This window comes from Candidatus Manganitrophus noduliformans (assembly GCF_012184425.1).
Lineage (GTDB): Bacteria > Nitrospirota > Nitrospiria > SBBL01 > Manganitrophaceae > Manganitrophus > Manganitrophus noduliformans.
In genome coordinates this window covers 150307-170717 of record NZ_VTOW01000001.1, presented here as the reverse complement: position 1 = coordinate 170717, position 20411 = coordinate 150307, and the positions used below count along the sequence as shown (strand labels likewise).

General features: G+C 57.9%; 25 protein-coding genes. 10 read left to right on the top strand and 15 right to left on the bottom strand.

The features are described 5' to 3' along the window. Positions 1 to 147: 147 nt before the first annotated feature. Complete coding sequence (locus tag MNODULE_RS00805) at positions 148 to 2469, top strand: Ig-like domain-containing protein (RefSeq protein ID WP_320412454.1); 2322 nt, start codon at positions 148 to 150, stop codon at positions 2467 to 2469. 484 nt (positions 2470 to 2953) lie between these two features. Here MNODULE_RS00805 and MNODULE_RS00800 read toward each other — a convergent pair whose 3' ends face one another. Further along, positions 2954 to 3673: a hypothetical protein gene (locus tag MNODULE_RS00800; protein WP_168057605.1), complete on the bottom strand. Its 720-nt coding sequence runs from the start codon at positions 3671 to 3673 to the stop codon at positions 2954 to 2956. A 223-nt stretch (positions 3674 to 3896) separates the two neighbouring features. Next, positions 3897 to 4025 carry a hypothetical protein gene (locus tag MNODULE_RS24950; protein ID WP_272953215.1) on the bottom strand — a complete coding sequence of 43 codons (129 nt, stop codon included), beginning with the start codon at positions 4023 to 4025 and terminating at the stop codon, positions 3897 to 3899. A 329-nt stretch (positions 4026 to 4354) separates the two neighbouring features. On the opposite strand from MNODULE_RS24950, the gene MNODULE_RS00795 reads away from it, so the two are divergent. Continuing rightward, positions 4355 to 4909, top strand: a complete 555-nt coding sequence (locus MNODULE_RS00795) for a peroxiredoxin (RefSeq protein WP_168057604.1) — start codon at positions 4355 to 4357, stop codon at positions 4907 to 4909. A 60-nt stretch (positions 4910 to 4969) separates the two neighbouring features. After that, on the top strand, positions 4970 to 5440 hold the full coding sequence (locus MNODULE_RS00790; protein ID WP_168057603.1) for a PH domain-containing protein: 471 nt from the start codon (positions 4970 to 4972) through the stop codon (positions 5438 to 5440). 8 nt (positions 5441 to 5448) lie between these two features. Here MNODULE_RS00790 and MNODULE_RS00785 read toward each other — a convergent pair whose 3' ends face one another. Then, positions 5449 to 5871 carry a putative metallopeptidase gene (locus MNODULE_RS00785; protein ID WP_168057602.1) on the bottom strand — a complete coding sequence of 141 codons (423 nt, stop codon included), beginning with the start codon at positions 5869 to 5871 and terminating at the stop codon, positions 5449 to 5451. 186 nt (positions 5872 to 6057) lie between these two features. On the opposite strand from MNODULE_RS00785, the gene MNODULE_RS00780 reads away from it, so the two are divergent. The 3 genes from MNODULE_RS00780 to MNODULE_RS00770 are packed head-to-tail and all read left to right on the top strand — an operon-like array spanning position 6058 to position 7522. Continuing rightward, positions 6058 to 6303, top strand: coding sequence for a BolA/IbaG family iron-sulfur metabolism protein (locus MNODULE_RS00780; protein WP_238339161.1), 246 nt, complete (start codon positions 6058 to 6060; stop codon positions 6301 to 6303). A gap of 54 nt (positions 6304 to 6357) precedes the next feature. After that, positions 6358 to 6684 carry a glutaredoxin family protein gene (locus MNODULE_RS00775; protein ID WP_168057600.1) on the top strand — a complete coding sequence of 109 codons (327 nt, stop codon included), beginning with the start codon at positions 6358 to 6360 and terminating at the stop codon, positions 6682 to 6684. A gap of 49 nt (positions 6685 to 6733) precedes the next feature. Beyond that, complete coding sequence (locus MNODULE_RS00770; protein WP_168057599.1) at positions 6734 to 7522, top strand: SAM hydrolase/SAM-dependent halogenase family protein; 789 nt, start codon at positions 6734 to 6736, stop codon at positions 7520 to 7522. Positions 7523 to 7591: 69 nt separating this feature from the next. Here the strand turns inward: MNODULE_RS00770 and MNODULE_RS00765 are convergent, their stop codons facing one another. Then, positions 7592 to 8245 carry a hypothetical protein gene (locus MNODULE_RS00765; protein ID WP_168057598.1) on the bottom strand — a complete coding sequence of 218 codons (654 nt, stop codon included), beginning with the start codon at positions 8243 to 8245 and terminating at the stop codon, positions 7592 to 7594. A gap of 150 nt (positions 8246 to 8395) precedes the next feature. Between MNODULE_RS00765 and MNODULE_RS00760 the strand changes: the two genes are divergently transcribed. Further along, a complete protein-coding gene (locus MNODULE_RS00760; protein WP_168057597.1) occupies positions 8396 to 8848 on the top strand; it encodes a hypothetical protein in 453 nt (150 codons plus the stop codon). On the opposite strand, the gene mnmL is transcribed toward MNODULE_RS00760, so the two are convergent. After that, positions 8782 to 9768, bottom strand: a complete 987-nt coding sequence (mnmL, locus tag MNODULE_RS00755; RefSeq protein ID WP_168057596.1) for a tRNA modification radical SAM protein MnmL/YtqA — start codon at positions 9766 to 9768, stop codon at positions 8782 to 8784. The two genes, MNODULE_RS00760 and mnmL, sit on opposite strands and share 67 nt — an antisense overlap. A gap of 76 nt (positions 9769 to 9844) precedes the next feature. Here mnmL and MNODULE_RS00750 point away from each other — a divergent pair, with 76 nt between their 5' ends. From MNODULE_RS00750 to MNODULE_RS00740, 3 genes are all read left to right on the top strand, one after another. Then, positions 9845 to 10603 (top strand): ABC transporter ATP-binding protein, encoded by a 759-nt coding sequence (locus MNODULE_RS00750; RefSeq protein WP_168057595.1) that lies wholly within the window; start codon positions 9845 to 9847, stop codon positions 10601 to 10603. After that, positions 10600 to 11394, top strand: a complete 795-nt coding sequence (locus MNODULE_RS00745) for an ABC transporter permease (protein ID WP_168057594.1) — start codon at positions 10600 to 10602, stop codon at positions 11392 to 11394. Before MNODULE_RS00750 ends, MNODULE_RS00745 begins: the two co-directional genes overlap by 4 nt. Before the next feature lie 143 nt (positions 11395 to 11537). Beyond that, on the top strand, positions 11538 to 12029 hold the full coding sequence (locus MNODULE_RS00740; RefSeq protein ID WP_168057593.1) for an Hsp20/alpha crystallin family protein: 492 nt from the start codon (positions 11538 to 11540) through the stop codon (positions 12027 to 12029). Positions 12030 to 12091: 62 nt separating this feature from the next. Here MNODULE_RS00740 and MNODULE_RS00735 read toward each other — a convergent pair whose 3' ends face one another. From MNODULE_RS00735 to MNODULE_RS00690, 10 genes are all read right to left on the bottom strand, one after another. Next, on the bottom strand, positions 12092 to 12583 hold the full coding sequence (locus MNODULE_RS00735; protein ID WP_168057592.1) for an SLOG cluster 4 domain-containing protein: 492 nt from the start codon (positions 12581 to 12583) through the stop codon (positions 12092 to 12094). A 61-nt stretch (positions 12584 to 12644) separates the two neighbouring features. Then, positions 12645 to 13127 (bottom strand): glutathione peroxidase, encoded by a 483-nt coding sequence (locus MNODULE_RS00730; RefSeq protein ID WP_168057591.1) that lies wholly within the window; start codon positions 13125 to 13127, stop codon positions 12645 to 12647. A 120-nt stretch (positions 13128 to 13247) separates the two neighbouring features. Continuing rightward, positions 13248 to 13886 (bottom strand): hypothetical protein, encoded by a 639-nt coding sequence (locus MNODULE_RS00725; protein ID WP_168057590.1) that lies wholly within the window; start codon positions 13884 to 13886, stop codon positions 13248 to 13250. 120 nt (positions 13887 to 14006) lie between these two features. Further along, a complete protein-coding gene (locus tag MNODULE_RS00720; protein ID WP_202882082.1) occupies positions 14007 to 14630 on the bottom strand; it encodes a hypothetical protein in 624 nt (207 codons plus the stop codon). A 96-nt stretch (positions 14631 to 14726) separates the two neighbouring features. After that, positions 14727 to 15896: an acyl-CoA dehydrogenase family protein gene (locus tag MNODULE_RS00715; protein ID WP_168057589.1), complete on the bottom strand. Its 1170-nt coding sequence runs from the start codon at positions 15894 to 15896 to the stop codon at positions 14727 to 14729. 51 nt (positions 15897 to 15947) lie between these two features. Continuing rightward, the gene (locus MNODULE_RS00710) at positions 15948 to 17660 is read right to left on the bottom strand and encodes an HAD family hydrolase (protein WP_168057588.1); all 1713 of its coding nucleotides are present in this window, start codon (positions 17658 to 17660) and stop codon (positions 15948 to 15950) included. A 107-nt stretch (positions 17661 to 17767) separates the two neighbouring features. Continuing rightward, positions 17768 to 17971: a lipopolysaccharide assembly protein LapA domain-containing protein gene (locus tag MNODULE_RS00705; RefSeq protein WP_168057587.1), complete on the bottom strand. Its 204-nt coding sequence runs from the start codon at positions 17969 to 17971 to the stop codon at positions 17768 to 17770. A gap of 168 nt (positions 17972 to 18139) precedes the next feature. Then, positions 18140 to 18460: a quaternary ammonium compound efflux SMR transporter SugE gene (gene sugE / locus MNODULE_RS00700; RefSeq protein WP_168057586.1), complete on the bottom strand. Its 321-nt coding sequence runs from the start codon at positions 18458 to 18460 to the stop codon at positions 18140 to 18142. Positions 18461 to 18541: 81 nt separating this feature from the next. Next, positions 18542 to 19588 carry an endonuclease/exonuclease/phosphatase family protein gene (locus MNODULE_RS00695; RefSeq protein WP_168057585.1) on the bottom strand — a complete coding sequence of 349 codons (1047 nt, stop codon included), beginning with the start codon at positions 19586 to 19588 and terminating at the stop codon, positions 18542 to 18544. Between the two features lie 185 nt (positions 19589 to 19773). Beyond that, the gene (locus MNODULE_RS00690; protein ID WP_168057584.1) at positions 19774 to 20388 is read right to left on the bottom strand and encodes a c-type cytochrome; all 615 of its coding nucleotides are present in this window, start codon (positions 20386 to 20388) and stop codon (positions 19774 to 19776) included. Positions 20389 to 20411 lie beyond the last annotated feature (23 nt).

Genomic DNA, 20411 nt, shown 5'->3' with positions numbered 1-20411 from the left:
ACCTTCACCCCATCCACCAGGCGATCTTTGCCGGAATCCTCCCTTCTGCTTTTCATATGGGCTTCGATTCTCCTCTCTGCCTTCGGGTGTGGCTCGGGGACCTCCTCGTCGACCCTGCAGCCGGGAGGGTCCGCCCAGCAGTTGTCGGTGCCCTTAGCCGAGCCGCTGGTACGGACGGCTCCCTCACAGATCCCGCTCACGGCCGAGGTCAGCGTGGACGGGGGGGCTCCCATGCAACTGACGGTCGATCTTGAGAACAAAACAGTAGCAGGTCGGATCGACGGCCTGGCACCCGGCCAACATACCCTGACGATTACCTATCGGATGAACGATCTGATCGTTGCAATCTGGAGCTCGGAGGTCGAAGTGAAAGCGGGGGAGACGAGCTTGGTGGCCATCGACTCCTCCGTTTTGCAGTACCCGGATGACGATCAGGACGGTCTCTCGAACCTCCAGGAGCTCTTGGATGGAACCGATCCCAAAGACCCCCGCTCTCCCGTGCGGCTGCTCTCAATTCATGTCACGGCGTCTGATACGGATTTGGGGGTCGGCGCCACCATGCAGTTAAAAGTCTCCGGCTCGTTCAATACGGGAGCAGAGCAGGATCTGACTTCCTTCATGAATTGGCAGTCATCCGGCGATGCCGTTGCGACCGTCAGCGACACCGGCCTTGTCAGCGCTGTCTCTCCCGGCACTGTCGTCATCACCGCCGTCCATACGGAGACCCACCTTTCCGGTACTATTGAAATGACGGTCATTCCTCCAGGATCATTCCCTCTCACAGTGACTTTCGGAATCAAACAACTGCAGTTCGATTGGCCCAAAATCGGCGATGACACTTTCTACCGGCTCTTTGAGAACCCGGATGGCGTTTCCGGTTTTTCACAAATCGGGGGAGACATCCCGGCCGGCACGACAGCGGTCACGCGCGACATTGTCGTTTATCGCCACAACTGGGGGAAGGCGCGCTACCGTTTATCCGCTTGCGACCAGAGAGGTTGCATCGATTCCAATGAGATTGACGTCCTCGATGGCATGCTCCAGACCATCGGCTATTTCAAATCCTCTAACAAAGGGCCCTCCGACGATTTTGGTCTCTCTTTTGGTTTCTCGGTTGCCCTCAGCGGGGATGGGAACACGCTCGCCGTGGGAGCACTGAATGAAGCGAGCGCGGCCACCGGCATCAACGGCAACCAGGCCGACAATTCCGCCGCCGACTCCGGGGCGGTTTACCTCTTTGCCCGAAGCGGGGGGAACTGGAGTCAGCAGGCTTATATCAAAGCGTCCAATACGGATGCAGGCGATGGGTTCGGCTACTCTGTTGCACTCAGCGCAGATGGGAATACGCTCGCCGTAGGAGCGCGATACGAAGCGAGCGCAGCCACCGGCATCAACGGCAACCAGGCCGACAATTCCGCTAATAACGCGGGTGCGGTTTACCTCTTTATCCGAAGTGGGGAGAGTTGGAGCCAAGAGGCTTATATTAAATCGTCCAATACGAATATCGGCGACGAGTTTGGCGACTCGGTTGCCCTCAGCGGAGATGGAAATACGCTCGCCGTGGGAGCACCGTACGAAGATTCGGGTGGTCAAGATTCCGGCGCCGTTTACCTTTTCTTTCGGAACGGAAGCTGGACCCAGCAAGCCTATATCAAAGGCTCCAATACAGGCGCGTCGGATAAATTCGGCTGGTCTGTTGCCCTCAGCACCGATGGAAGCGCACTGGCCGTCGGGGCATGGGGGGAGGCGAGCGCGGCGACCGGGATCAATGGAAACCAGGCCGACAATTCCGCTCAGAACGCGGGTGCGGTTTATCTCTTTATTCGCGATGGCGAGAGCTGGAGCCAACAAGCCTATATCAAGCCCTCCATCACACACGGGTTCAATCCGTTTGGAGGAAGTGAGGGCGGCCTGTTTGGCTACGCTGTGACGCTCAGCGGCGATGGGAACACCCTTGCTGTGGGGGCCTATGCGGAACCGAGCTCAGCCACCGGTATCAATGGGAATCAAGCCGACACTTCCGCCCGCCAGGCCGGGGCCGTTTACCTCTTTGTCCGAAGCGGGGGGAACTGGAGTCAGCAGGCTTATATCAAAGCGTCCAATACGGATGCAGGCGATTGGTTCGGTTTTTCTGTCGCTCTCGGTGCGGACGGAAATACATTGGCTGTGGGAGCACTGAATGAAGCGAGCGCGGCCGCCGGCATCCACGGTAACCAGACCGACAATTCCGCCGACGACTCCGGAGCGGTTTACTTCTTTGTCCGAAACGGGGAGAGCTGGAGCCAAGAGGCTTATATCAAAGCGTCCAATACGGATGCAGGCGATTGGTTCGGCCACTCTGTTGCACTCAGCGGAGATGGAGCCACGCTCGCAGCGGGAGCGAGATTCGAGTCTAGCGCCGCTACCGGCATCGATGGCAACCAAGATGACGACGCGATGATGAGGATCGGTGCCGTTTATCTCTATTAACAATTATTAACAATTGGACCATGGAGGAGTAAGCAACCGAGCGGGATGAACGCTTCAGCCACGACGTCAACCCTGCGATCCCGGCGAGATTCCTCTCCGTTACTTTTTTGTATCTCTGAATTCTATCGCCGCTGTCCCGGTGAGACTCGGAGAGCATTCAGCACGTATTAATGAAGGGGAGCCACGCTCGAGGGAGCCGTTGGAGAAGATTCCAACGGCTCCCCTCATTTTTGATCTCATAGCCGAATCCAATTGCCCCTTCCGATGTTCACAAAACATTCTCAATCCCAAATAGGATTCGAACCAGCTTGCTTCTGCGGGATGCTATATTTTTCAAAGGAAGATTGAATTCAGAGGGGCAACAAAGCCGCTTCAAATGGTCGAAACTCGTTTGCCTGAGAATTCACGATGAGTAGGAAAGAGAGGGGGAATACCATCAATTCAGTAAAAGTCAAAAGTAAAGCGACGACCCCTTGTGCGCGATTTAAATACTTCTCGAGTATCCGCAGAAGGAGCATCGCCAGGCTTTCTCCGTCTGGTACCAATCCATTTTCTCACGGCAGGCCGGGCAGGTCTTTTTTTTGCCCGAGGGCTGGTTATTGGACGGCGATAATCCCTTTTTTGATTTCTGGATTTCGTTGGAAGACGGGGGTGACAAAGGGATGGCAAGGGGCGGAGATGGATCGAAAATCGGCTTCGAAGCGGGAGTGGGTTTAGGCGCATTCGGATGTTCACTTTTCTTTTCGCTCTTACCCCGATCTTCGTCCGTTCTTGATTCTTCATATGCGCAGGTATAACACTGCCACATTTCATCCTTCGTGAGGAAACTCATTCGACCCCCACACATAGGGCATTTTTTCTCCCATTCCGTATCCTGCGGCGCAGAAGACCCACGGGTTTCGTTTTTCTGCTCGCCGCCTCCCTTTTCCTCGCCGGGAAGATCGCTTTTATGAATAGAAGCCCCGGGCGGGACGGGCTGAGCGGCCGCGCTTTCAGAAGTAACTTCCTCAACCTTTTTTTTGATATAGGTTATCTCCGCCCCGAGATCGGCGAAGAGTTCCCCCACGGCCCTCTCGACGAGTTCCATTTCCGTTTCCCGCGCCACCATCTCATTGAGAATCCTTTTTTCTTCACTCTCAAGCCGCCCTATTTTTTCGCGCAGTCTCGATATCTCGTCTTTAATCTCCAGCGAATTGGCTTTCATGGCCTTAAACTCGTCGCGCTAGCCGGGGAGGGCGGACATCAAGCTCTTCTCGAGCGGTTTAAGCTCCTCAAGCTGAATGTTGACGGCCTTAACGATCTCTTGCCGGCTTAGCTTCGAAGTCGTCGACAACGCTTTGATCGCGGCGTGATAACGCTGGTTCTCCTCCGGGATGATGACTCCACAAGTTCGCGGAATTTTCCGAATATTGTATTCTCACCTTCGATTATTTTTTTACTTCATTGCGGAGAAGATCGATTTTGAACGACAGCTCTTCGCCCCCCTCCGATTTCGAAAAGAGATCGGCGGCGATTCGGTGAAGGGTTTCGCTTCTGTTTTTTTTCTCAACGCCCATTTATTTCCTCCTTGTAAAGCCTACCTTATTCATCATTCATATCGTTTCAACCCGTATTGGACGTATTTGAGACAACTCGAGTTTCGGCTTCACAAAGGAATCACATATCAGCGATGTAATTTGAGTTTGTATTATAATTTGGAGCGATTATAGATAGAATTCTAGCTGATTCAATGAGGGTGTCAAATTACATCGACCCCTTCCTGGCTCCGTTCCGGTCGGCCGTCGGGGCGTCGAAGCGGAGGAACGGGCTTTTTGTTTCATTCCGCCTTCCTTACTTCCCTTTTTCTCACCTATTATGCTAACCTTGAGGCCGGGAGGACATTCCAATGAAAAAGCTTATCCTTGGTGTAAGCCTGTTGATCGTCGTCGCCGTTCTCGGCATCAGCGAGACCCGGCCGGTCTTTGCCGAACCGGTTTTTGCCGTCCGGGAGGGGGAGCCCGCCCCCGATTTCACCCTGCCCGATCAGGAAGGAAAGCCGGTCACCCTCTCCGCGTTGCGCGGAAAATGGGTGGTCCTTTATTTTTATCCCAAAGACGATACCCCCGGCTGCACCAAAGAGGCCTGCTCCTTCCGGGACAACATCGTCGCCATTCAACATCTCAATGCCACGGTCCTCGGGGTCAGCGTCGATTCGGTCGCCTCGCACAAGAAATTTTCCGACAAACACAACCTCAACTTTCAAATCTTGGCCGACGACCAATTCAAAGTGACCCGGCAATACGGCACCCTCACCCGTTTCATGGGGATGTCGATCGCGCGCCGCAGCACCGTCCTGATCGATCCGAAGGGAACCATCCGGAAGCTCTTCCCCTCCGTCGAGCCGGAAGATCATGCCCGAGAGATCCATCAGGTGCTCAAAACATTGCAAGCCGGCGGTTGAACCTCCGGCCGTCTTTTCCCTGCTCACGTCCCGTCACCATCACCTCCTTCGGAGGTCCAAATGAAAGCCGACGGAATGACCTCTCACAATTTTCCCACGGAGGAAGATCGGCGCGTCGTTTGGGAGGGGCGGCCTGCCTGGGGTGAATATGTCTTCCTCTGGTTCTTCGCCCTGATCTCGGCGGTCCGAGCCCTTTTTATTTTCTTCTTGCCGGTGGGGGACCCCGGCACCGGGGCGATTTATGGGCTCGGCGCCGGTCTCTTCATCGGGCTCGCCCTTTTTCTTCGCCGCACCAGCCGTTATGCCGTCACCCGGGCCGCCGTTCACCGCGCGGCCGGATTTCTCGGTCGAGACGAAAAGATCATCCCTCTGCAAAAAATCGCCGCCGCCGGGGCGGAGCAGGGTCCGCTCGATCGCCTCTTCGGGATCGGGACCGTCGTCCTCAATTTAAAAGGGGGAGAACAGGCCGAGCGGTTGCGGGGCATCCGCGACCCGGAGGTGGTCTGCAGAAAGATTGAAGCCCTTCTCTAAAACAGTCTTCAGAAAGCGATCGTGACCTGGGCGGGAATGGTTTCCGGCGCCGGCGGGGGAGCGGAAAGGTGCCGGGCATATTCTTCATAGAGCTTGTTCACCCGGCGGCCATGGACATAGTCATGATGCCGAAACCCGCCGCCGAACGTGGCGGGGATGTGCAGAAGCTCATGGATGAGGGTCTTCGTTTTTTCCATCTCCGAGAGACGATCGTAATTTTCCGACACCAGCTCGATCACATAATGCGCCGGAAGGGCCAGGCCGGTCTGCATCGCTTTCGGGAGGGCATGGCAGCGGGCCAGAATCCTTCGGCTCCGCGACCCCCGGCTTCGGATCGTCCGGACCCGCTTCGGATCGAGGTGGTCCCATTCGAAGAAGGCGATGATGCGGGCGACCTCTTTATCGATGTCAGGTTCCGGAACATATTCCATATCGGTTTTCCCCCTAGGCGGTTGAGGCGTTCGGACGCCGGCACGATCGGGCCCTCGTCTATATAAATCAACCTCGATCCGCTGTCAAGCGTCTCCCTCTTTCCACTTTAAGATCGGCATGAAATGAGGTATAATCTCCTTTCTGTGAGGAATTCTTCACACAGCCGATGCACGGAGTCGAAACAGATGATCAGTCAGGAAATGTTGATTAGTTACATCAAAAAAGCGATGCCGGATGCCCTGGTCACGGTGGTTGATCGGACCGGCACCATGGACCACTATCGCCTTCAAATCATCTCCGAAGCCTTCCGGGGGAAAAACCTCCTCGACCGTCAACGCTTCGTCTACCAGGCGCTGGATGAGCCGATGAAGGATGGACGGATCCATGCTTTGGAGATTAAATCATACACGCACGAAGAGGCCCCTGCGTAGCGCCTCTCCGGGCGATGGGTGTCATTATTAACAGAACCAGAGGAGAAATGAACGATGAGCAATCCCATTGAGGAAGAAATCAAGAAGGAAGTGGCGGACAATAAGATTTTGATCTACGGGAAAGGCACCAAGGCGATGCCGATGTGCGGTTTTACGATGGAGACCATTCAGTTCTTCAACAAATACGGCTTTCCTTTTGAAGTGGTCGATGTGTTAAGAAACATGGAAAAGCGGGAGACCCTCTCCAAGATGACCAACTGGCCGACCCTCCCGAAGGTTTTCATCGGCGGGGAGTTCTACGGCGATACCGACATCCTTGATGAGATGGCGAAAAAGGGGGAGATCGAACCGCTTCTGAAAAAGGTGTTCGGAAAGGAATAACGGCTCCTCTTTATTCATCCTTACTTCACCGCATCCCGATCTTTCACGCATGCTCGTTCATCTGATTGCCGATTACGGCCACGGAGATCTCGCCTTCGCGGAGGTGGCGCAGCGGATCAAGCGCCACCTCCCGGACGCGGAGATCATCCTGACCCCCGTTCCCCCCTTCTCGACGCTGGCGGCCGGGTTCTGCGTGGCGCAGCTGGGATTAAACGATCCCCCCGCCGGGACCCTCATTTTCCATAACGTCGCACCCCGAATGGACGACAAACGGGTCCGCGCCGGGAATGCCGGAGAGCGGTTGGCGTTTGCCCGTTTGATCACCGGGGTTCGTGTCGTCGGCGTGAATGCAGGGTACGCCTTCTCGTTCGTTCGGGGCGCTTCGGAGGAGCTTCGGTGGGTCTCCGTTCCGGCGGAGGGCTCCCAGTTCCGTTCGCGGGATCTCTTCCCGGAGGCGATCGGAGAGATCGCGCAGGGACATGCCGCCATCCTGGGGGAGAAAATCCCGCCGGATCAAATCCCTGAAATACCGAAAAACCGGATCGCCTATATCGACGGCTACGGCAATTTGAAGACGACCCTCGACCGGGAGAGCCTCCCTTTTCCGTCCGGGGCCTCCGTCGAAATTAGAATCGGAAAGCATCAACACAAGGCCGCGGCGGCTCCTGCCAGCTTTGAGGTCCCGATCGGAGAGATGGCGCTCGCCCCCGGCAGCAGCGGCTGGCGGGAAGGGAGCGGGAAAGAGCTCCGCTGGATGGAGCTCTTTCTCCGCGGCGGGAGCGCCTGGGAAGCTTTTGGAAAGCCGCCGGTCGGCGCCTTGATCGAGATCGATTTGTAGGGGCGCACCCATGTGTGCGCCCAGGGCGGCCACGCAGGGCCGCCCTACACAGAATAGATGCGTTTGTATTTAGAATACAAAACCGGCATTGGCCGAAATCGCCGTCTGATCGACAATGCGAAACTCGACCCCGACCTGGAAATTCCCGCCGAGCCTCGCCAGAGCCCCCAAGAAGAACCCGAAGGCATCATCTTCTGAGGCTCTCCCTTCCACATCGAGGGCCGACCAGGCCACCCCGCCGTAAGGGATCACCGCTTGTCTGGAACCGCGGCTGTCGAGGAAAGCGCCCAAAGCAGCGTCGTATTCGGCCCAGCCGAAACGGGTAGAATCATCCTCTGCCCGGATGCGCGTTGTCTGGAAGACCGTGCCGATCTTTAAGTTGACATCGGAGATCTCCGCCCAGGTGGTCTTAAATCCGACGCCGAAAGCGGGTCCGAAGTCGGTATCGACCCCCCCTCCCTCGAAATCACCGACCCCGAGCCGGATGATCAGATCGACCCGGTCGGTCAATCCGACCTCTCCTTTTGCAAAGGCCTGCGTGCTTTCCACCTCGCCGCCGCCGGTGAGATCCCGATCGGTGAGAAGGTTCAACTCGGCGCTGATGACCGATTTGTTGGCGCCGGCGGTCGCCCCCGGCACGCCGATCGGCGCCGCAGAGAGCGAAGTCGCCATTGTTGCAATGAAAACGGTGACCAAAAAGAACATGAACTGGAATCGCTTCATCCTAAACCTCCGTTCGATGGTTGATTGCGTCGTGTGAAAGTGAGATAAAAAAAACTTAGCACATTGAAATCGGTTGATGCAAGACCACGGCTCAGCTTGAGGTTGATTCCAGCCCGCAATCGATGTATTCTAAGGCCGCATGAGGACCCGATGACCGCTTTTCTATCCAAACAATCGCTCCTCTTCTTTCTCCTCCTGATTCTTGCCGCCTGCCGGTCGGGGCCGTCTTACGATCATCTCCCCATTCCGGACCGAAGGCTCAACCTCTTGGGTCTGGAGATGATCGCGACGCAGCATCTGGATGCCCACCCCGACCATTTCGATAAATTTTCCAAAATCCTCACCGAAGCCGACAACGTCCTTCAAACCGATTCCACCAAAACACATGCCGGGGTCGTCTCCTGGATCCGGCGCGCGATGAAGCGGGAGGGGATCGAAGAATCGGCGCCGGTCTTTCTCTTCTTGCAGAGTGTTTATCTAAAGGGATGGGAGGGGGCCTACTTCAGTCGTGTCGATGAGGGGGAGCGGGAGTATCTCTATGATTTGATGGGGGCCGTCATGGGAGGGATGCACCGCTGCACCTGCGCCGGATCGCACCCCTGACGCTCTCGGAAGAGAATCCCCTGGCAGGTTCCGCGCCGGGCGAACTCCGCCTCGATCATCTCCAGGATCTCCCCTTTATGTTTTCCCCATCGGGGGGCGAGAATATCTTCTCCGTCGAGCTCCCCCATCAACCTTTCAATGATAAGCCGCTCCGGCAGGCGCTCCAGCGCATCGCAGACCCGTTGAATATAATCGGAAAGGGTCAGGAGCGAGAGCGCTCCCCGTCGATACGCCTGCGCCAGCGGGGCCTGTTTCGGAATATAAAGATGGGTCAGCTTGACGGCGTCGATCGGCAGGGGCGCAACCCGCTCGACCGTCGCCATCATCATTCCGCGATCCTCCCCCGGCAATCCCAGAATCAGATGGGTTGAGAGATAGAGACCTCTTTCCTTGATCCGCGCGACCGCACTGACGAAATCGGCGAAGGTGTGGCCCCGATTCACCCGCCGAAGGGTCTCATCGTGGATCGATTGGAGCCCGACCTCCAAAAAGAGCGCCGTTCTCTTCTGAAGGTCACTGAGCAGATCGAGGACCGGCTCCGGGAGGGAGTCGGGACGGGTCGCGATCGCCAGACCGACCACATCGGGATGAGAAAGCGCCTCATCGTAAATGCTCGCCAGGCGAGCGGGCGGGGCGTCGGTGTTGGTGAACGCCTGAAAGTAGGCGATGAACTTTTCTCCGCCGAACCGCCGCTTTCGGTAGACGGCGATCCCTTCTTCCACCTGTTCGCGAATCGATTTCAAGGGCCCGCCGCTGTTGGGGCTGAAGCTGGCGTTGCTGCAAAAGGTGCAGCCGCCGAAGGCGACCCGTCCGTCCCGGTTGGGACAGTTGAAGCCGGCGTCGAGCGGCAGCTTATAAACCTTCCAGGGAAAGCGCTCTTTCAGCGCGCGGCTGTAGGCGTTGTAGTAGTAGCGCGGCATGTGTCGCCCCCGTTGAGTGTGTTATAGTAAAGAAGGATCGCGTCGAAGACAACAAAAAAGAACGTAGAATCGGTTCATGGGTTATCCGGTCGTCGAAGTCAGCCGCCTCACCAAAGCGTTCAACGGGTTCGTCGCCGTCAACGACCTCTCCTTCTCGATCGAAGCGGGGGAGATCCTCGGTCTGCTCGGGCCGAACGGCGCGGGCAAAACCACCCTCATTCAGATGCTCCTCGGCCTCATTACGCCGACCGCGGGCGAGATCCGCATTCTCGGGCTCGATCTCAGGCGGCATCGGGAGGAGATCATCTCCCAGGTCAATTTCTCTTCAACCTATGTCTCTTTGCCGACGTCGCTGACGGTCCGTGAAAACCTGACCGTCTTCGCCAAGCTCTACGGCATCCGAAAGCCGGAGCGCCGGATCGACGAGCTGCTTGAGATCTTCGAGATCAAACGGCTCAAGAAGACCCTTACCCGCCATCTCTCCTCGGGCCAATTGACGCGCCTCTCGCTGGCCAAAGCACTGCTCAATCATCCGAAGGTCCTCTTCCTGGATGAGCCGACGGCGAGCCTCGATCCCGATATTGCCGACAAGACCCGGCGGCTGCTGAAATCGATCCGGGATCAAAGCCGGCTGACCCTTCTCTACACGTCGCATAATATGAAAGAGATGGAGGAGATCTCCGACCGGATTCTCTTTTTGCACCAAGGGCGCATTCTCGCGAGCGGGACCCCCGCCGAGATCGTGCGGCGCTTCGCGGAGAAAAACCTGGAAGATGTTTTCCTCAAGGTGGCGCGGGGGAGCCACCCAACGGAGCGGCCGGAGATCGCGCCATGAAGCTCCATCGGGTGGCGGCGATCATCCAGCGGCATCTTTATCTCTACCAGAGAAGCCTTCCCCGAATGACGGAGGTTTTTTTCTGGCCGCTGATCGATCTCCTCCTCTGGGGGTTCGTCACCCTTTATCTCCAGCGCTTTCAAGAAAACCTTCCGAAGTTCGTCGCCTTTTTCCTGGGGGCCTTGATCCTCTGGGATATCCTTTATCGGGCGCAGCAGGGGATCTCCGTCTCGTTTCTGGAAGAGGTCTGGTCGAAAAATCTTCTGAACCTCTTCGTCACCCCGATGAGGGCGAGCGAGTTTCTGGCGGCGCTCATGTCGATCAGCGTCTTAAAACTCCTCACCGCGGGGACCGCCAGCGTCCTGTTGGCGTGGTTTCTCTATTCGTTCAACCTTTTTGTCCTGGGAATTTCGCTGATTCCTTTCGTCCTCAACCTGATGGTGATGGGATGGTCGATCGGCATTGTAACGATGGCGGCGATTCTGCGATATGGACAGGAGGCCGAGGTAATGGCCTGGGGACTCGCCTTCCTCGTCCAGCCGATCTCCGCCGTCTTTTATCCGGTCTCCGTCATGCCCGGCTGGGTCCAGCCGATCGCCTGGATGATGCCGTCGTCTCACGTCTTCGAAGGGATGCGGGCGGTGGTAGAAACCGGCGCTTTTCCGGTCGAGGCGCTGGTGAAGGCGGTTATTCTGAATCTCCTCTATCTCTTTTTGGCCCTTTCCTTCTTCTATCGAAATTTGAGGATCGTTAAAGAAAAAGGGCTCTTGCTCAGGAGCGGAACCGAGTAAGAACCCAGTCCACGCTTCATCAGGTTGAGCCTTTTTGAACCATGTCTCTTGTGTAAGGACGCCCACGGAACCCCTTTTTCATTGGTGGTACTCTCACATTCGTTATCGATCCAAAGCAACCAAAACAAACGAGGAGGTGTTCTATGGCTACAGGACAACAAGTGGCGCCCCGGCAGCAGCAGCGATCGCGCGCGGTCAGTCAATGGAGCCCGCGGACCGAGATGGAGCGGATCTTTCAGGATTTCTTCAGAGATTTTAGAGATCTTGCTTCATGGAATCCGCGGTCGATGCTTTCATTGGCCTCGGCTTTTCCGACGGTCGAAATGGTTGAAGAGAAGGACAAGTATATCGTGAAGGTCGACACCCCCGGCATGGAGAAGGAAGACATCCGAATTTCGATTGCCGACAATACCCTTCAGCTCAGAGGAGAGGTCAAACAAGAAGAAGAGAGAGAGGATCGGAACTTTATTTACAGCGAACGGGTCTACGGGGCTTTCTCCCGCGACATCCCCCTCCCTTCGGCGGTGAATGCGGATCAGGTCCGCGCCACGGTGAAAAACGGCGTCTTGACGATCGAGTTGCCCAAGTCGAAGGAAGCGATGCCGAAAGAGATCAAGGTCGAATCTCAGAAATGAGGAGCTCCGGTGGCGATTGGGTCTCGCGAAGGCCCAATCGCTATTCGAAGAGAAGGAGAGGCTTACGGGGAGAGAATCTCTTTGGCCATCTGAATCGCCTCGGACGGCTCCTTCGCGATAAAGACCAACTTCGGCTTCAGCGCTTTGAAGAAGCGCTTTCCCTCCTCGTTCTCGGTCAGGAGGATCACCGGCGTGTTCGCTTTCAGCGCGAGCGCGACTTCGGAAGCGGTCCCGGTTCCCAGGCCGCAGGCGATGATCAGGTCGCTGGTGAGAGCGTTGATGTTGTTTCGCGCGCTCCCCATGTCGGTGATGATCGGAATGTCGACGGCGACTGAAATCAGGTTCCGATCCCGCGTCGGTAGAATCCCAAGGGTGAGTCCGCCGGCCTCTTTCGCCCCGAGGCTGGCGGCCTCCATCACCCCGGCGTTTCGGCCGCCGGTGAGCGTCACCCACCCTTCTTGCGCAATGAGCCGTCCCAGTTCAAAGGCGTTCCGAACGTGATCCTCCCGCGCCCGCTCCCCCGGCCCCATCACCCCGATGATGATTTTTCTCATGTTCGGTTGAACCTGTCTTCAACCCTCAACAGCCGTTCCATCTCCGATTCCTCCCTCCCGATTAAAGAAGCCTCTCGACCTCTTTTTCGATCGACTCCGGCTTGGTTGCCGGCGCGAAGCGCTCGATCGGCTTGCCCCCCTTGTCGATCAAGAATTTGGTGAAGTTCCATTTGATCGGCTCGGTGCCGAGGAGGCCGGGAAGCGCCTTTTTGAGATAATCAAAAAGGGGATGCGCCTGATCGCCGTTGACATCGACCTTGGCGAACATCGGGAAGGTCACCCCGTAGTTTTTCTTGCAGAACGCTTGGATCTCCGCCTCGCTCCCCGGCTCTTGTTTTCCGAACTGGTTGCAGGGGAAGCCGAGGACCGCAAAGCCCCGGTCTTGATATTTTTTGTGAAGCGCCTCGAGCCCCGCGTATTGCGGGGTGTAGCCGCACGCGCTGGCGGTATTGACGATCAGAAGCGCTTTCCCCTTGTACCGGTCGAGCGGGATTTCCTCGCCGGTGATCGCGCGGGCCTTGAATTCATGGACGGACGCTGCCATTCGATCCTCTCCTTTTCATGCGACGGTTTTCGGCGCCGGCCCTCATGAAGGCGATTTCAAAGGCCGGCGCTGCACTTGTGTATAAGCCAATTCGTAAAAGGAGTCAATCGCAGGTTTTTCTCACGATGGGGGGGGCTCAGGGGAAGGGGGCTCCTCTTTGACCAACCGGGGCGGTTTTTCCTCGAAGCGATAGGTGAGTGTTCGAGGGCACTCGACGTCCGGGTGGGTCGGGCTGTAGAGGCCGGCCGGATTCCTTTTGAAGAGCCACATCCGCAGATTGTAGTGGACCATCTCTTTCGGCATCAACGGATGCAGCCCCTCCATCGGTCCATCGAGCGGCTGCTCGAAGAGCGTGGGAGGCTCGTTGACCCCCATCGCCACCGGAATCAGCCACTCCGCCGCAGCCAATCGGAGCTGTCCTCCCTTCGGCTCGTAAATCAGGATCGGCGGGTAATCGGGGTTGGCCACCGTGCTCATCAGGCTGGTATTGAGAAAGCGGATCCCGACGCCGCCGGAGGGATACTCGATACACCCGACCATCGAGAGATAGCCTTCGCGGACCGCCGCGATCGGATCTTTATATTTCTCCAACGCGGCGCGCATCTTTGCAAGCTCGGAAGGGAGGGGTTGGGAAGCTTGTCTTTTCTTCTCCGCGGAGGAGGCGCACCCGACGACGATGAAAAGGGAGAGGAATAGAATCGGCCATCGTATGAAATCGAGAAGATGTTGAAACCGGTCCCGTCGACATTTTCTGTTCATGGGAAACTCTTCGTTGAGGATTCGTAAAGGAGGTGAACGCGGGCGCGGGCGAACCCGCAACGTTCTACGATCACTATACCAAGACCGATGAGCTTGGGAATGTCATCTCGATTACATTTGTTAAAGCTTGCCGAACAGCTTTTCCAGCAGCAGGTGGGTCGGAAGATAGACAACGACCGGGAGAAAGAGCATCAACAGGACGAGATAAAGGATCGGCGGCATCCATGTCTGCGGCTCGCTTCCGGGGCCGAAGACCCAGTTGATGTTTTTAGAGGGATCGGTGAAGAAGTAGGAGACCGGTAGGACGATCCAGGCCAGCAGCGTTTGCGCGAGAAAAGCGCGGCGGTCGTAGCCGAGGTGCGCCACCATCCAGACGAGGAGGATCGGAAGGAAGATGTGAAAGAGGGAGAGTCCCCGGAGGTAGCGCGGTTTGGACGAATCGAACATGTAGACGGCGAGGCCGATCGGCTCGGCGCCGCTAAGGAGCCGGACGAAGAAATCGATATTCCACGTCAACTCCAAAAGGAGAACCCCCACCGCCATCGTGCTAGCGAGGAATCGGCTCTCCAGCCAGAGGGCGGCGACGGCGGCCAGCAGGGCGATGTCCGAGAACCAGAGGAAGTTGGCCGGGCCGTAATGCGCCCAGTAGACCGGCACCAGAACGATCACAAAAACGGTGTAAGCGATCTTGATCCAGAGAGGAATCGCGCCGCCGTCGGGCCCCATCGCCGCCTCCGATACCATTCCCCTCAACATAGTCATTTCAGAGGAAACGAGTCAACCCCGGAGGTGGGATGCGTCATTGCGCAAGATTCGAACTTAAAAAGAATTGGATTCGGTCTACGTAAACGCCGACAGTCCCGTGATGTGCTCGCCGAGGATAAGCGTGTGGATGTCGTGCGTCCCTTCATAGGTGTAGACCGACTCCAGATTGCAGAGGTGCCGCGCGATTTGGTGCTCGTACATGATGCCGTTGGCGCCGAGGATGTCGCGGGCGACCCGCGCGATCCGGAGGGCATGAAACACATTGTTCCGCTTTCCCATCGAGATCTGGACGTGGCTCAACCGGCCTTGATCTTTGAGCCGCCCGAGACGAAGGGCGAGCGGCTGCATCTTCGTGATCTCGGTGAGCATCTCGACCAGCTTTTGCTGGACGAGTTGGTAGCCGGCGATCGGGCGGGTGAACTGGACCCGCTCCTTGGCGTAGGTCAACGCCCGATCGTAACAGGCCGCCGCCGCGCCGATCGCCCCCCAGGCGATCCCGTATCGGGCTTGATTCAGGCAGCGGAGGGTCGATTTGATCCCGTCGGTTCCCGGAAGGCGATTCGCCTCCGGAATGTGGACGTCCTGGAGGACCAACTCGCCGGTGTCGGAGGCGCGAAGAGAAAATTTATCGGTCACCTTGTTTTGTTGGAAGCCCGGGGTTCCCTTCTCCACCAGAAAACCGCGGATGATCTCCTGATCGTCCTTGGCCCAGATCAGCGCCACGTCGGCGATCGTCCCATTGGTGATCCACATCTTGGTCCCATTGAGAATATATTCGGCGCCGCGTTTCTCGGCGCGGGTGATCATCCCCTCCGGGTTCGAGCCGAAATCGGGCTCGGTCAGGCCGAAGCAGCCGATCGTCTCGCCCCGCGCCATCTTCGGGAGCCAGCGATCTTTCTGCGCTTCCGATCCGTACTCCGCGATCGGCCACATCACCAGGCCCGATTGAACCGAGACGAAACTCCGCAGGCCGGAATCGCCCCGCTCCAATTCTTGATTGATCAAGCCGTAGGCGACGCTGTTGAGCCCCGCGCAGCCGTATTTCGGATCGAGGTTGGCGCCGAGGAGCCCCATCGCGGCCATCTGCGGGATCAGCGTCATCGGAAAGGTCCCCGCCTCATAGTGGGGGACGATGATCGGAAGCACCTGCGCTTCGACCCACCGCCGGACTTCGTCGCGGATCATCCGCTCTTCCGGTTTCAGCTCGTCGTCCAGGTGGAGGAAATCGACCCCTTGAAAAGGCATCTTCGTCTTCCTATCAAGAGAGGAGCCGTGCATTCGGTGAAGATCGCAGGATCAGGCGGGGTGGGTATAACGCGCCTCAATCCTCTCCCGAATCCGGGCGCGGCTCTCTTCGGCGGAGAGATCGCGCGCCGCCTCGATCTGCGCCGCTTCGTCGGCGAGCGGATCGTCTTTGATCGCCTCCCGGAACCAGCGGGAGTAATCCCCCTGCCGGAGATGATGCATCCAGGTCTCGTTGTCCACCCCGTCCGCCAATTGGAGAAAGAGGGTGAGATTCTGCGCCCGCAAATTGAGTTTTCCCTCGGGCCCGCGGAAGTAGAAACTCTTGTCGGCGCCGAGCTCTCCCTCGGCATATTTGCGCAGGTGGCGGAGCCGCTCGCCGCGGGGGGGAATGCTGCGGAACCAGAACGGCTCGCTCTTCGGCCGCCGCCACCAGGCGATCGCCTCCCCCGGCTCCAGCGAGACCGGCGGGACCGACGGCGCGGGCTCCCCGAGCGTTTCGCTGAAGGTGCGAATCGTCTCTTCCGGGTTCGATCCGATCGCGATAATCAGGTCGATCGAGGCGAGGACGGCGCGCGATATGCGGTCGGGATGAACGGTGATCAGCAGGAACCCCTGGAGCTCTTTCGGGACGGTCAGGAGGGCGGGGGCCCAAGCGGCGGGAAGGAGGTGATGGGTCTCGTCGATCACGATCCAATGCGGCCGGCCGGTCCGCGCCCGCAATTCCATCACGGCGGTCAGCAGCCCTTCGAAATAAGCGGGCCGATCCTCCATCGTGATCCCCAGGAGGTTGATCGCCACATTTTGATCCGGCGCTTCGATGAGCTGGATCGCCTCCGCCACCGTCGGCGCGCGCTGGGGGGTTCCGAGGACCACCGCCCCCTCCAGGTTCTGGTAATCTCCCTCCGGGTCGATGATGCAAAATTGGTATCCTTTTTCCGAGAGCCGCTCGAGGAAACCGGTCGCCAGCGTCGATTTGCCCCCGCCCGAGGTGCCGGCGAGAAGGACGCTCACGCCATACGGCTTCAGTTGAACCGTCTCTTCCCCTTCGCGCCGGCCGAGGGGGACCTCATGCCGCGTCAGACGCGGCTCCAGATCGGCCAGATCGGCGGCCAGGAGATGATCGATCAGCTCGGTCACCCCGGCGCCGCGGCTCCCTTGGGTCACCCAGTCGGCCTGTTCTTTCAACGACGGGAGGGCGTTCGCGACCGCCACGGAGGCTTCACAGAGATGGAGAAAAGCATGGTCGTTCTCCGCGTCGCCGACGCCGACGGTGTTGTGCGGTGAGAGACCGAGCGCTTCGAGGGCGGCGGCGAGCCCGGTCGCCTTGTTCACCCCGGAGGGAAGAACCATCACCGCCCCTTTGTTGAAGATCACCTGAAGCTCCAGCCCCAGCTCGCGGATCGTTTCGAGGACCGCGGTCTCGTGCGGCGTCCAGGTCGCCACGATGACCCGTCCGACCGAGAGGGGACCGACTCCCCGAGCGCGCAGGGTCTCGGCAAAACGCGCCGGCGGCGCTTCGGCGAGAAGTTTGATCTCGCGGGTCGCCGGGCGATAAAGCAAGGCGCCGTTTTCGGCGACCACGCTTTCAAAAAGATCGACCTGCGGGAAGACCTGAAGGAGCTCGTCCAGCTCCCGGCCGGTGACGAGAATCAACCGCCGGCCGGAGTTCCGCAATCGTTCCAGCGCCGCCAATGTCGCTTCGTCTACCCGGCCTTCCGTGGCGAGTGTTCCGTCGTAATCGGTCGCAAGTGCGTAATAGCGCATCCAAATCCTTTCGAATAAAATTGTAACGTATTCGCTCGTTTGAATACCAGAGGGGCGCCTATCGCATCCCTCTTTAAATGAAAAAGACAACCGTGATCGAATGGAGATTATCCGGGCCGGCCCCGGGAGAGGCTCCCGAGCGCCCACCCGACGATGATCCCGAGCGCAAAGATGATGAAGAACATCAACGCGCGGGAGAGTGAAAAACTCCAGAGGAGGAACTGGAGGGTCACCGGTTCCACATTTTGAAGCACAAAGAGGATGACCAGAAAAAGAAGGGTGATTCCGATGAAGACCTTGATTTGTTTCACAGAGAAATCGACTCACTGAAGAGGGTGGAACGCGATTTCCTCCGCGTTGAATCTTAAACGGGAGGAAGTTAGGACGAAGGGGAGCAGTCCTTTCCTTTTTTGTATATTCTATTTCAGGGGAGAAGTCAATTCTCCGCCGGGAAATCCGGCGACGAGAATAGGCTGCTTTCAGTGGGAAGCGGTCAGCTTGAGCCCTAGAATTCCGGCGATAATCAGGATCAGGCTGACGATCCGGCCGATGTCGCGCGACTCCCCGAAGAGGAGGATGCCGATCAGCGCCGTGCCGGTCGCCCCGATTCCGGTCCAGACGGCATAGCCGGTGCCGACCGGAATCGTTTTCAACGCTTGGGCGAGAAGGATGAAGCTAAAGGCCATCGCGATGACGGTAAAGACGCTCGGCCGGAGACGGGTAAATCCCTCCGTATATTTCAGGCCGACCGCCCAGGCCACCTCGAAAAGGCCGGCGATAAAAAGATAAAACCAATCCATCGTGCATTTCCCTCCGGGATGATTGATTCGAGCCGCGATCCAAGCGGACTTCCTCTTGTATAGTCGAATTCATCGCCGGAGTCAATTTCGTTTGATCTTCTCCTCGGCTTCTTTTCGATCGCCCGGATGGGGCTGCGGTTTTTCCTGCTCGGCGGCGGCCTCCGGCTCCAAGTTCAATGCGGCAAGGATCGGAAAGTGGTCCGACCCGAAGTAAGGGAGCCGCTTCAACTCGATCAAGCGAAAATGCGGCGAATGAAAGACATGATCGAGCGGCCATCTCATGAATGGATACTTTGCGTGAAAGGTGTTGAGGAATGTCCGCCCGATCCGCGGATCGAGAAGGCCGCTGATCTTCCGGAAGAGCCGGGTGGTCCGCGACCAGGCGACATCGTTGAGGTCCCCCGCAACAATCACCGGCTTCTCAGATCCGCGAACCTCTTTTCCGACGATCAGCAACTCCACGTCCCGCTCCGTCGAGCGGGGATGCTGCGTCGGCGCCGGAGGGCGCGGGTGAAGACAGTGGAGCGCGATCTCCCGGCCCGACGGAAGCCGCACGCCGGTATGGATCGAGGGAACGTCTTCTTGAACAAGGAAACGGACCTGAGGACCGGATAATTCAAATCGAGAGTAGAGGAGCATCCCATAGGTGTTCTCAAGAGGATGACGGCCCATGAAGGGATGGCTCTTTTCCAAAAGATCCAACTCGCTCTGCCACCACCGATCGGCCTCGATGATCAGGATCAAATCGGGATCGGTCTGCCGGATGATCTCAAGGAGCCGCGGCCCGTTCCGGTTGGGCATACAGACGTTCGCGATCAGAAGGCGCAACGACGGTCCCTTCGAAGGTTGCCGGCTCTGTTGGACCTGCTTTTTCCAGAGGGGGGTGTAGGGGAGCATTCGTCCGATTTGATAGAGGGTCGAAGCGGCCAGAAGGACTATAAAAAGCGCTTCCCAAACGGAGCCCGACTCCCAAACAAGCGGATAGAGGATCAACACGGCGACGGCCAAAAGGGTGATCTGCAGGCGCGGAAAATCGAAAATGCGAATCCACCAGACCTCCATCCGGAGAAGGGGAAGGAGGGTCGCGAGGAGGGTGAAGGAACCGAGAAGGATTAAAGCCGCTTTCATGTCAAATTGTCCGCTTGAGAATGAACCTCTTCGCCCCCATTCGAGCATGGTTTAAAGAGGCCTACAATTTAGCTTATCCGAGAAGGGAAGATGACTGCAACGGAGAGAAATAAGATCGGGATGCTCAAAACCGGTCCGGCCGCCCGTTTACGGGCGGCCGGGTGCACAGACGTCGCGGGATAAATTTAAGGCGCTGCGGCGACGGGAGCGGCAAGCGCTTGGACGGGCGGCGGCGTATTTTCAATCGGAGAAATCGTCTGAAGATAAGCGAAGATCGATTTCAAATCTTCATCCGTCAGATTCCGATAAACCGGCCAAGGCATCGGCGGGAGGATGGGACGGCCGGTGTCTCGGTCTCTCCCGGTCCGGATCGCGGTGATAAACTCCTTCTCCGTCCAGGTCCCAAGGCCGGTCCGATCAGGCGTGAGGTTCTTGGCGTAGCTGATTCCCCACGGTCCGGCAAAGGCGGTGTTCGTGCCGGCGCCGATCCAGACCCAGGGACCTTCCAGCTTGGGCGGCGGGGGCATGACGATCTTTTCCGGGTGGCCCGACAGCGCCCGGGGCATGTCCGGACCGGGGCCGCCGTCTTTCATGACCCACGGCGTATGGCAATCGTGGCAGCCCGCCGTATTGACCAGGTACTCTCCCCGTTTGACCCGCTTGGATTGCGGCGAAGCCGGATCTTTTGCGATGCCAAGGCCGTTGTAAACCGTCCCGATGAGGAGGGACGTCAGGATCAACAGGCCGATCCGCTTGCGATGGTTTTTGAAGAAATCAACTTTTTCTGAAAATTTATTCATTGCTCTCCTCCCCCCTTGGCGCT

Coding starts and splice junctions, on each gene's coding strand:
- MNODULE_RS00785 (WP_168057602.1), bottom strand. CDS start 5,871: ATGGAATATGTTCCGGAACCTGACATCGATAAAGAGGTCGCCCGCATC.
- MNODULE_RS00770 (WP_168057599.1), top strand. CDS start 6,734: ATGCTCGTTCATCTGATTGCCGATTACGGCCACGGAGATCTCGCCTTC.
- MNODULE_RS00750 (WP_168057595.1), top strand. CDS start 9,845: ATGGGTTATCCGGTCGTCGAAGTCAGCCGCCTCACCAAAGCGTTCAAC.
- MNODULE_RS00795 (WP_168057604.1), top strand. CDS start 4,355: ATGAAAAAGCTTATCCTTGGTGTAAGCCTGTTGATCGTCGTCGCCGTT.
- MNODULE_RS00800 (WP_168057605.1), bottom strand. CDS start 3,673: ATGAAAGCCAATTCGCTGGAGATTAAAGACGAGATATCGAGACTGCGC.
- mnmL (WP_168057596.1), bottom strand. CDS start 9,768: ATGCCGCGCTACTACTACAACGCCTACAGCCGCGCGCTGAAAGAGCGC.
- MNODULE_RS00760 (WP_168057597.1), top strand. CDS start 8,396: ATGACCGCTTTTCTATCCAAACAATCGCTCCTCTTCTTTCTCCTCCTG.
- MNODULE_RS24950 (WP_272953215.1), bottom strand. CDS start 4,025: ATGGGCGTTGAGAAAAAAAACAGAAGCGAAACCCTTCACCGAATCGCC.
- MNODULE_RS00725 (WP_168057590.1), bottom strand. CDS start 13,886: ATGAACAGAAAATGTCGACGGGACCGGTTTCAACATCTTCTCGATTTC.
- MNODULE_RS00775 (WP_168057600.1), top strand. CDS start 6,358: ATGAGCAATCCCATTGAGGAAGAAATCAAGAAGGAAGTGGCGGACAAT.
- MNODULE_RS00765 (WP_168057598.1), bottom strand. CDS start 8,245: ATGAAGCGATTCCAGTTCATGTTCTTTTTGGTCACCGTTTTCATTGCA.
- MNODULE_RS00710 (WP_168057588.1), bottom strand. CDS start 17,660: ATGCGCTATTACGCACTTGCGACCGATTACGACGGAACACTCGCCACG.
- MNODULE_RS00715 (WP_168057589.1), bottom strand. CDS start 15,896: ATGCCTTTTCAAGGGGTCGATTTCCTCCACCTGGACGACGAGCTGAAA.
- MNODULE_RS00735 (WP_168057592.1), bottom strand. CDS start 12,583: ATGAGAAAAATCATCATCGGGGTGATGGGGCCGGGGGAGCGGGCGCGG.
- MNODULE_RS00790 (WP_168057603.1), top strand. CDS start 4,970: ATGAAAGCCGACGGAATGACCTCTCACAATTTTCCCACGGAGGAAGAT.
- MNODULE_RS00740 (WP_168057593.1), top strand. CDS start 11,538: ATGGCTACAGGACAACAAGTGGCGCCCCGGCAGCAGCAGCGATCGCGC.
- sugE (WP_168057586.1), bottom strand. CDS start 18,460: ATGGATTGGTTTTATCTTTTTATCGCCGGCCTTTTCGAGGTGGCCTGG.
- MNODULE_RS00745 (WP_168057594.1), top strand. CDS start 10,600: ATGAAGCTCCATCGGGTGGCGGCGATCATCCAGCGGCATCTTTATCTC.
- MNODULE_RS00720 (WP_202882082.1), bottom strand. CDS start 14,630: ATGGTATCGGAGGCGGCGATGGGGCCCGACGGCGGCGCGATTCCTCTC.
- MNODULE_RS00690 (WP_168057584.1), bottom strand. CDS start 20,388: ATGAATAAATTTTCAGAAAAAGTTGATTTCTTCAAAAACCATCGCAAG.
- MNODULE_RS00780 (WP_238339161.1), top strand. CDS start 6,058: ATGATCAGTCAGGAAATGTTGATTAGTTACATCAAAAAAGCGATGCCG.
- MNODULE_RS00695 (WP_168057585.1), bottom strand. CDS start 19,588: ATGAAAGCGGCTTTAATCCTTCTCGGTTCCTTCACCCTCCTCGCGACC.
- MNODULE_RS00730 (WP_168057591.1), bottom strand. CDS start 13,127: ATGGCAGCGTCCGTCCATGAATTCAAGGCCCGCGCGATCACCGGCGAG.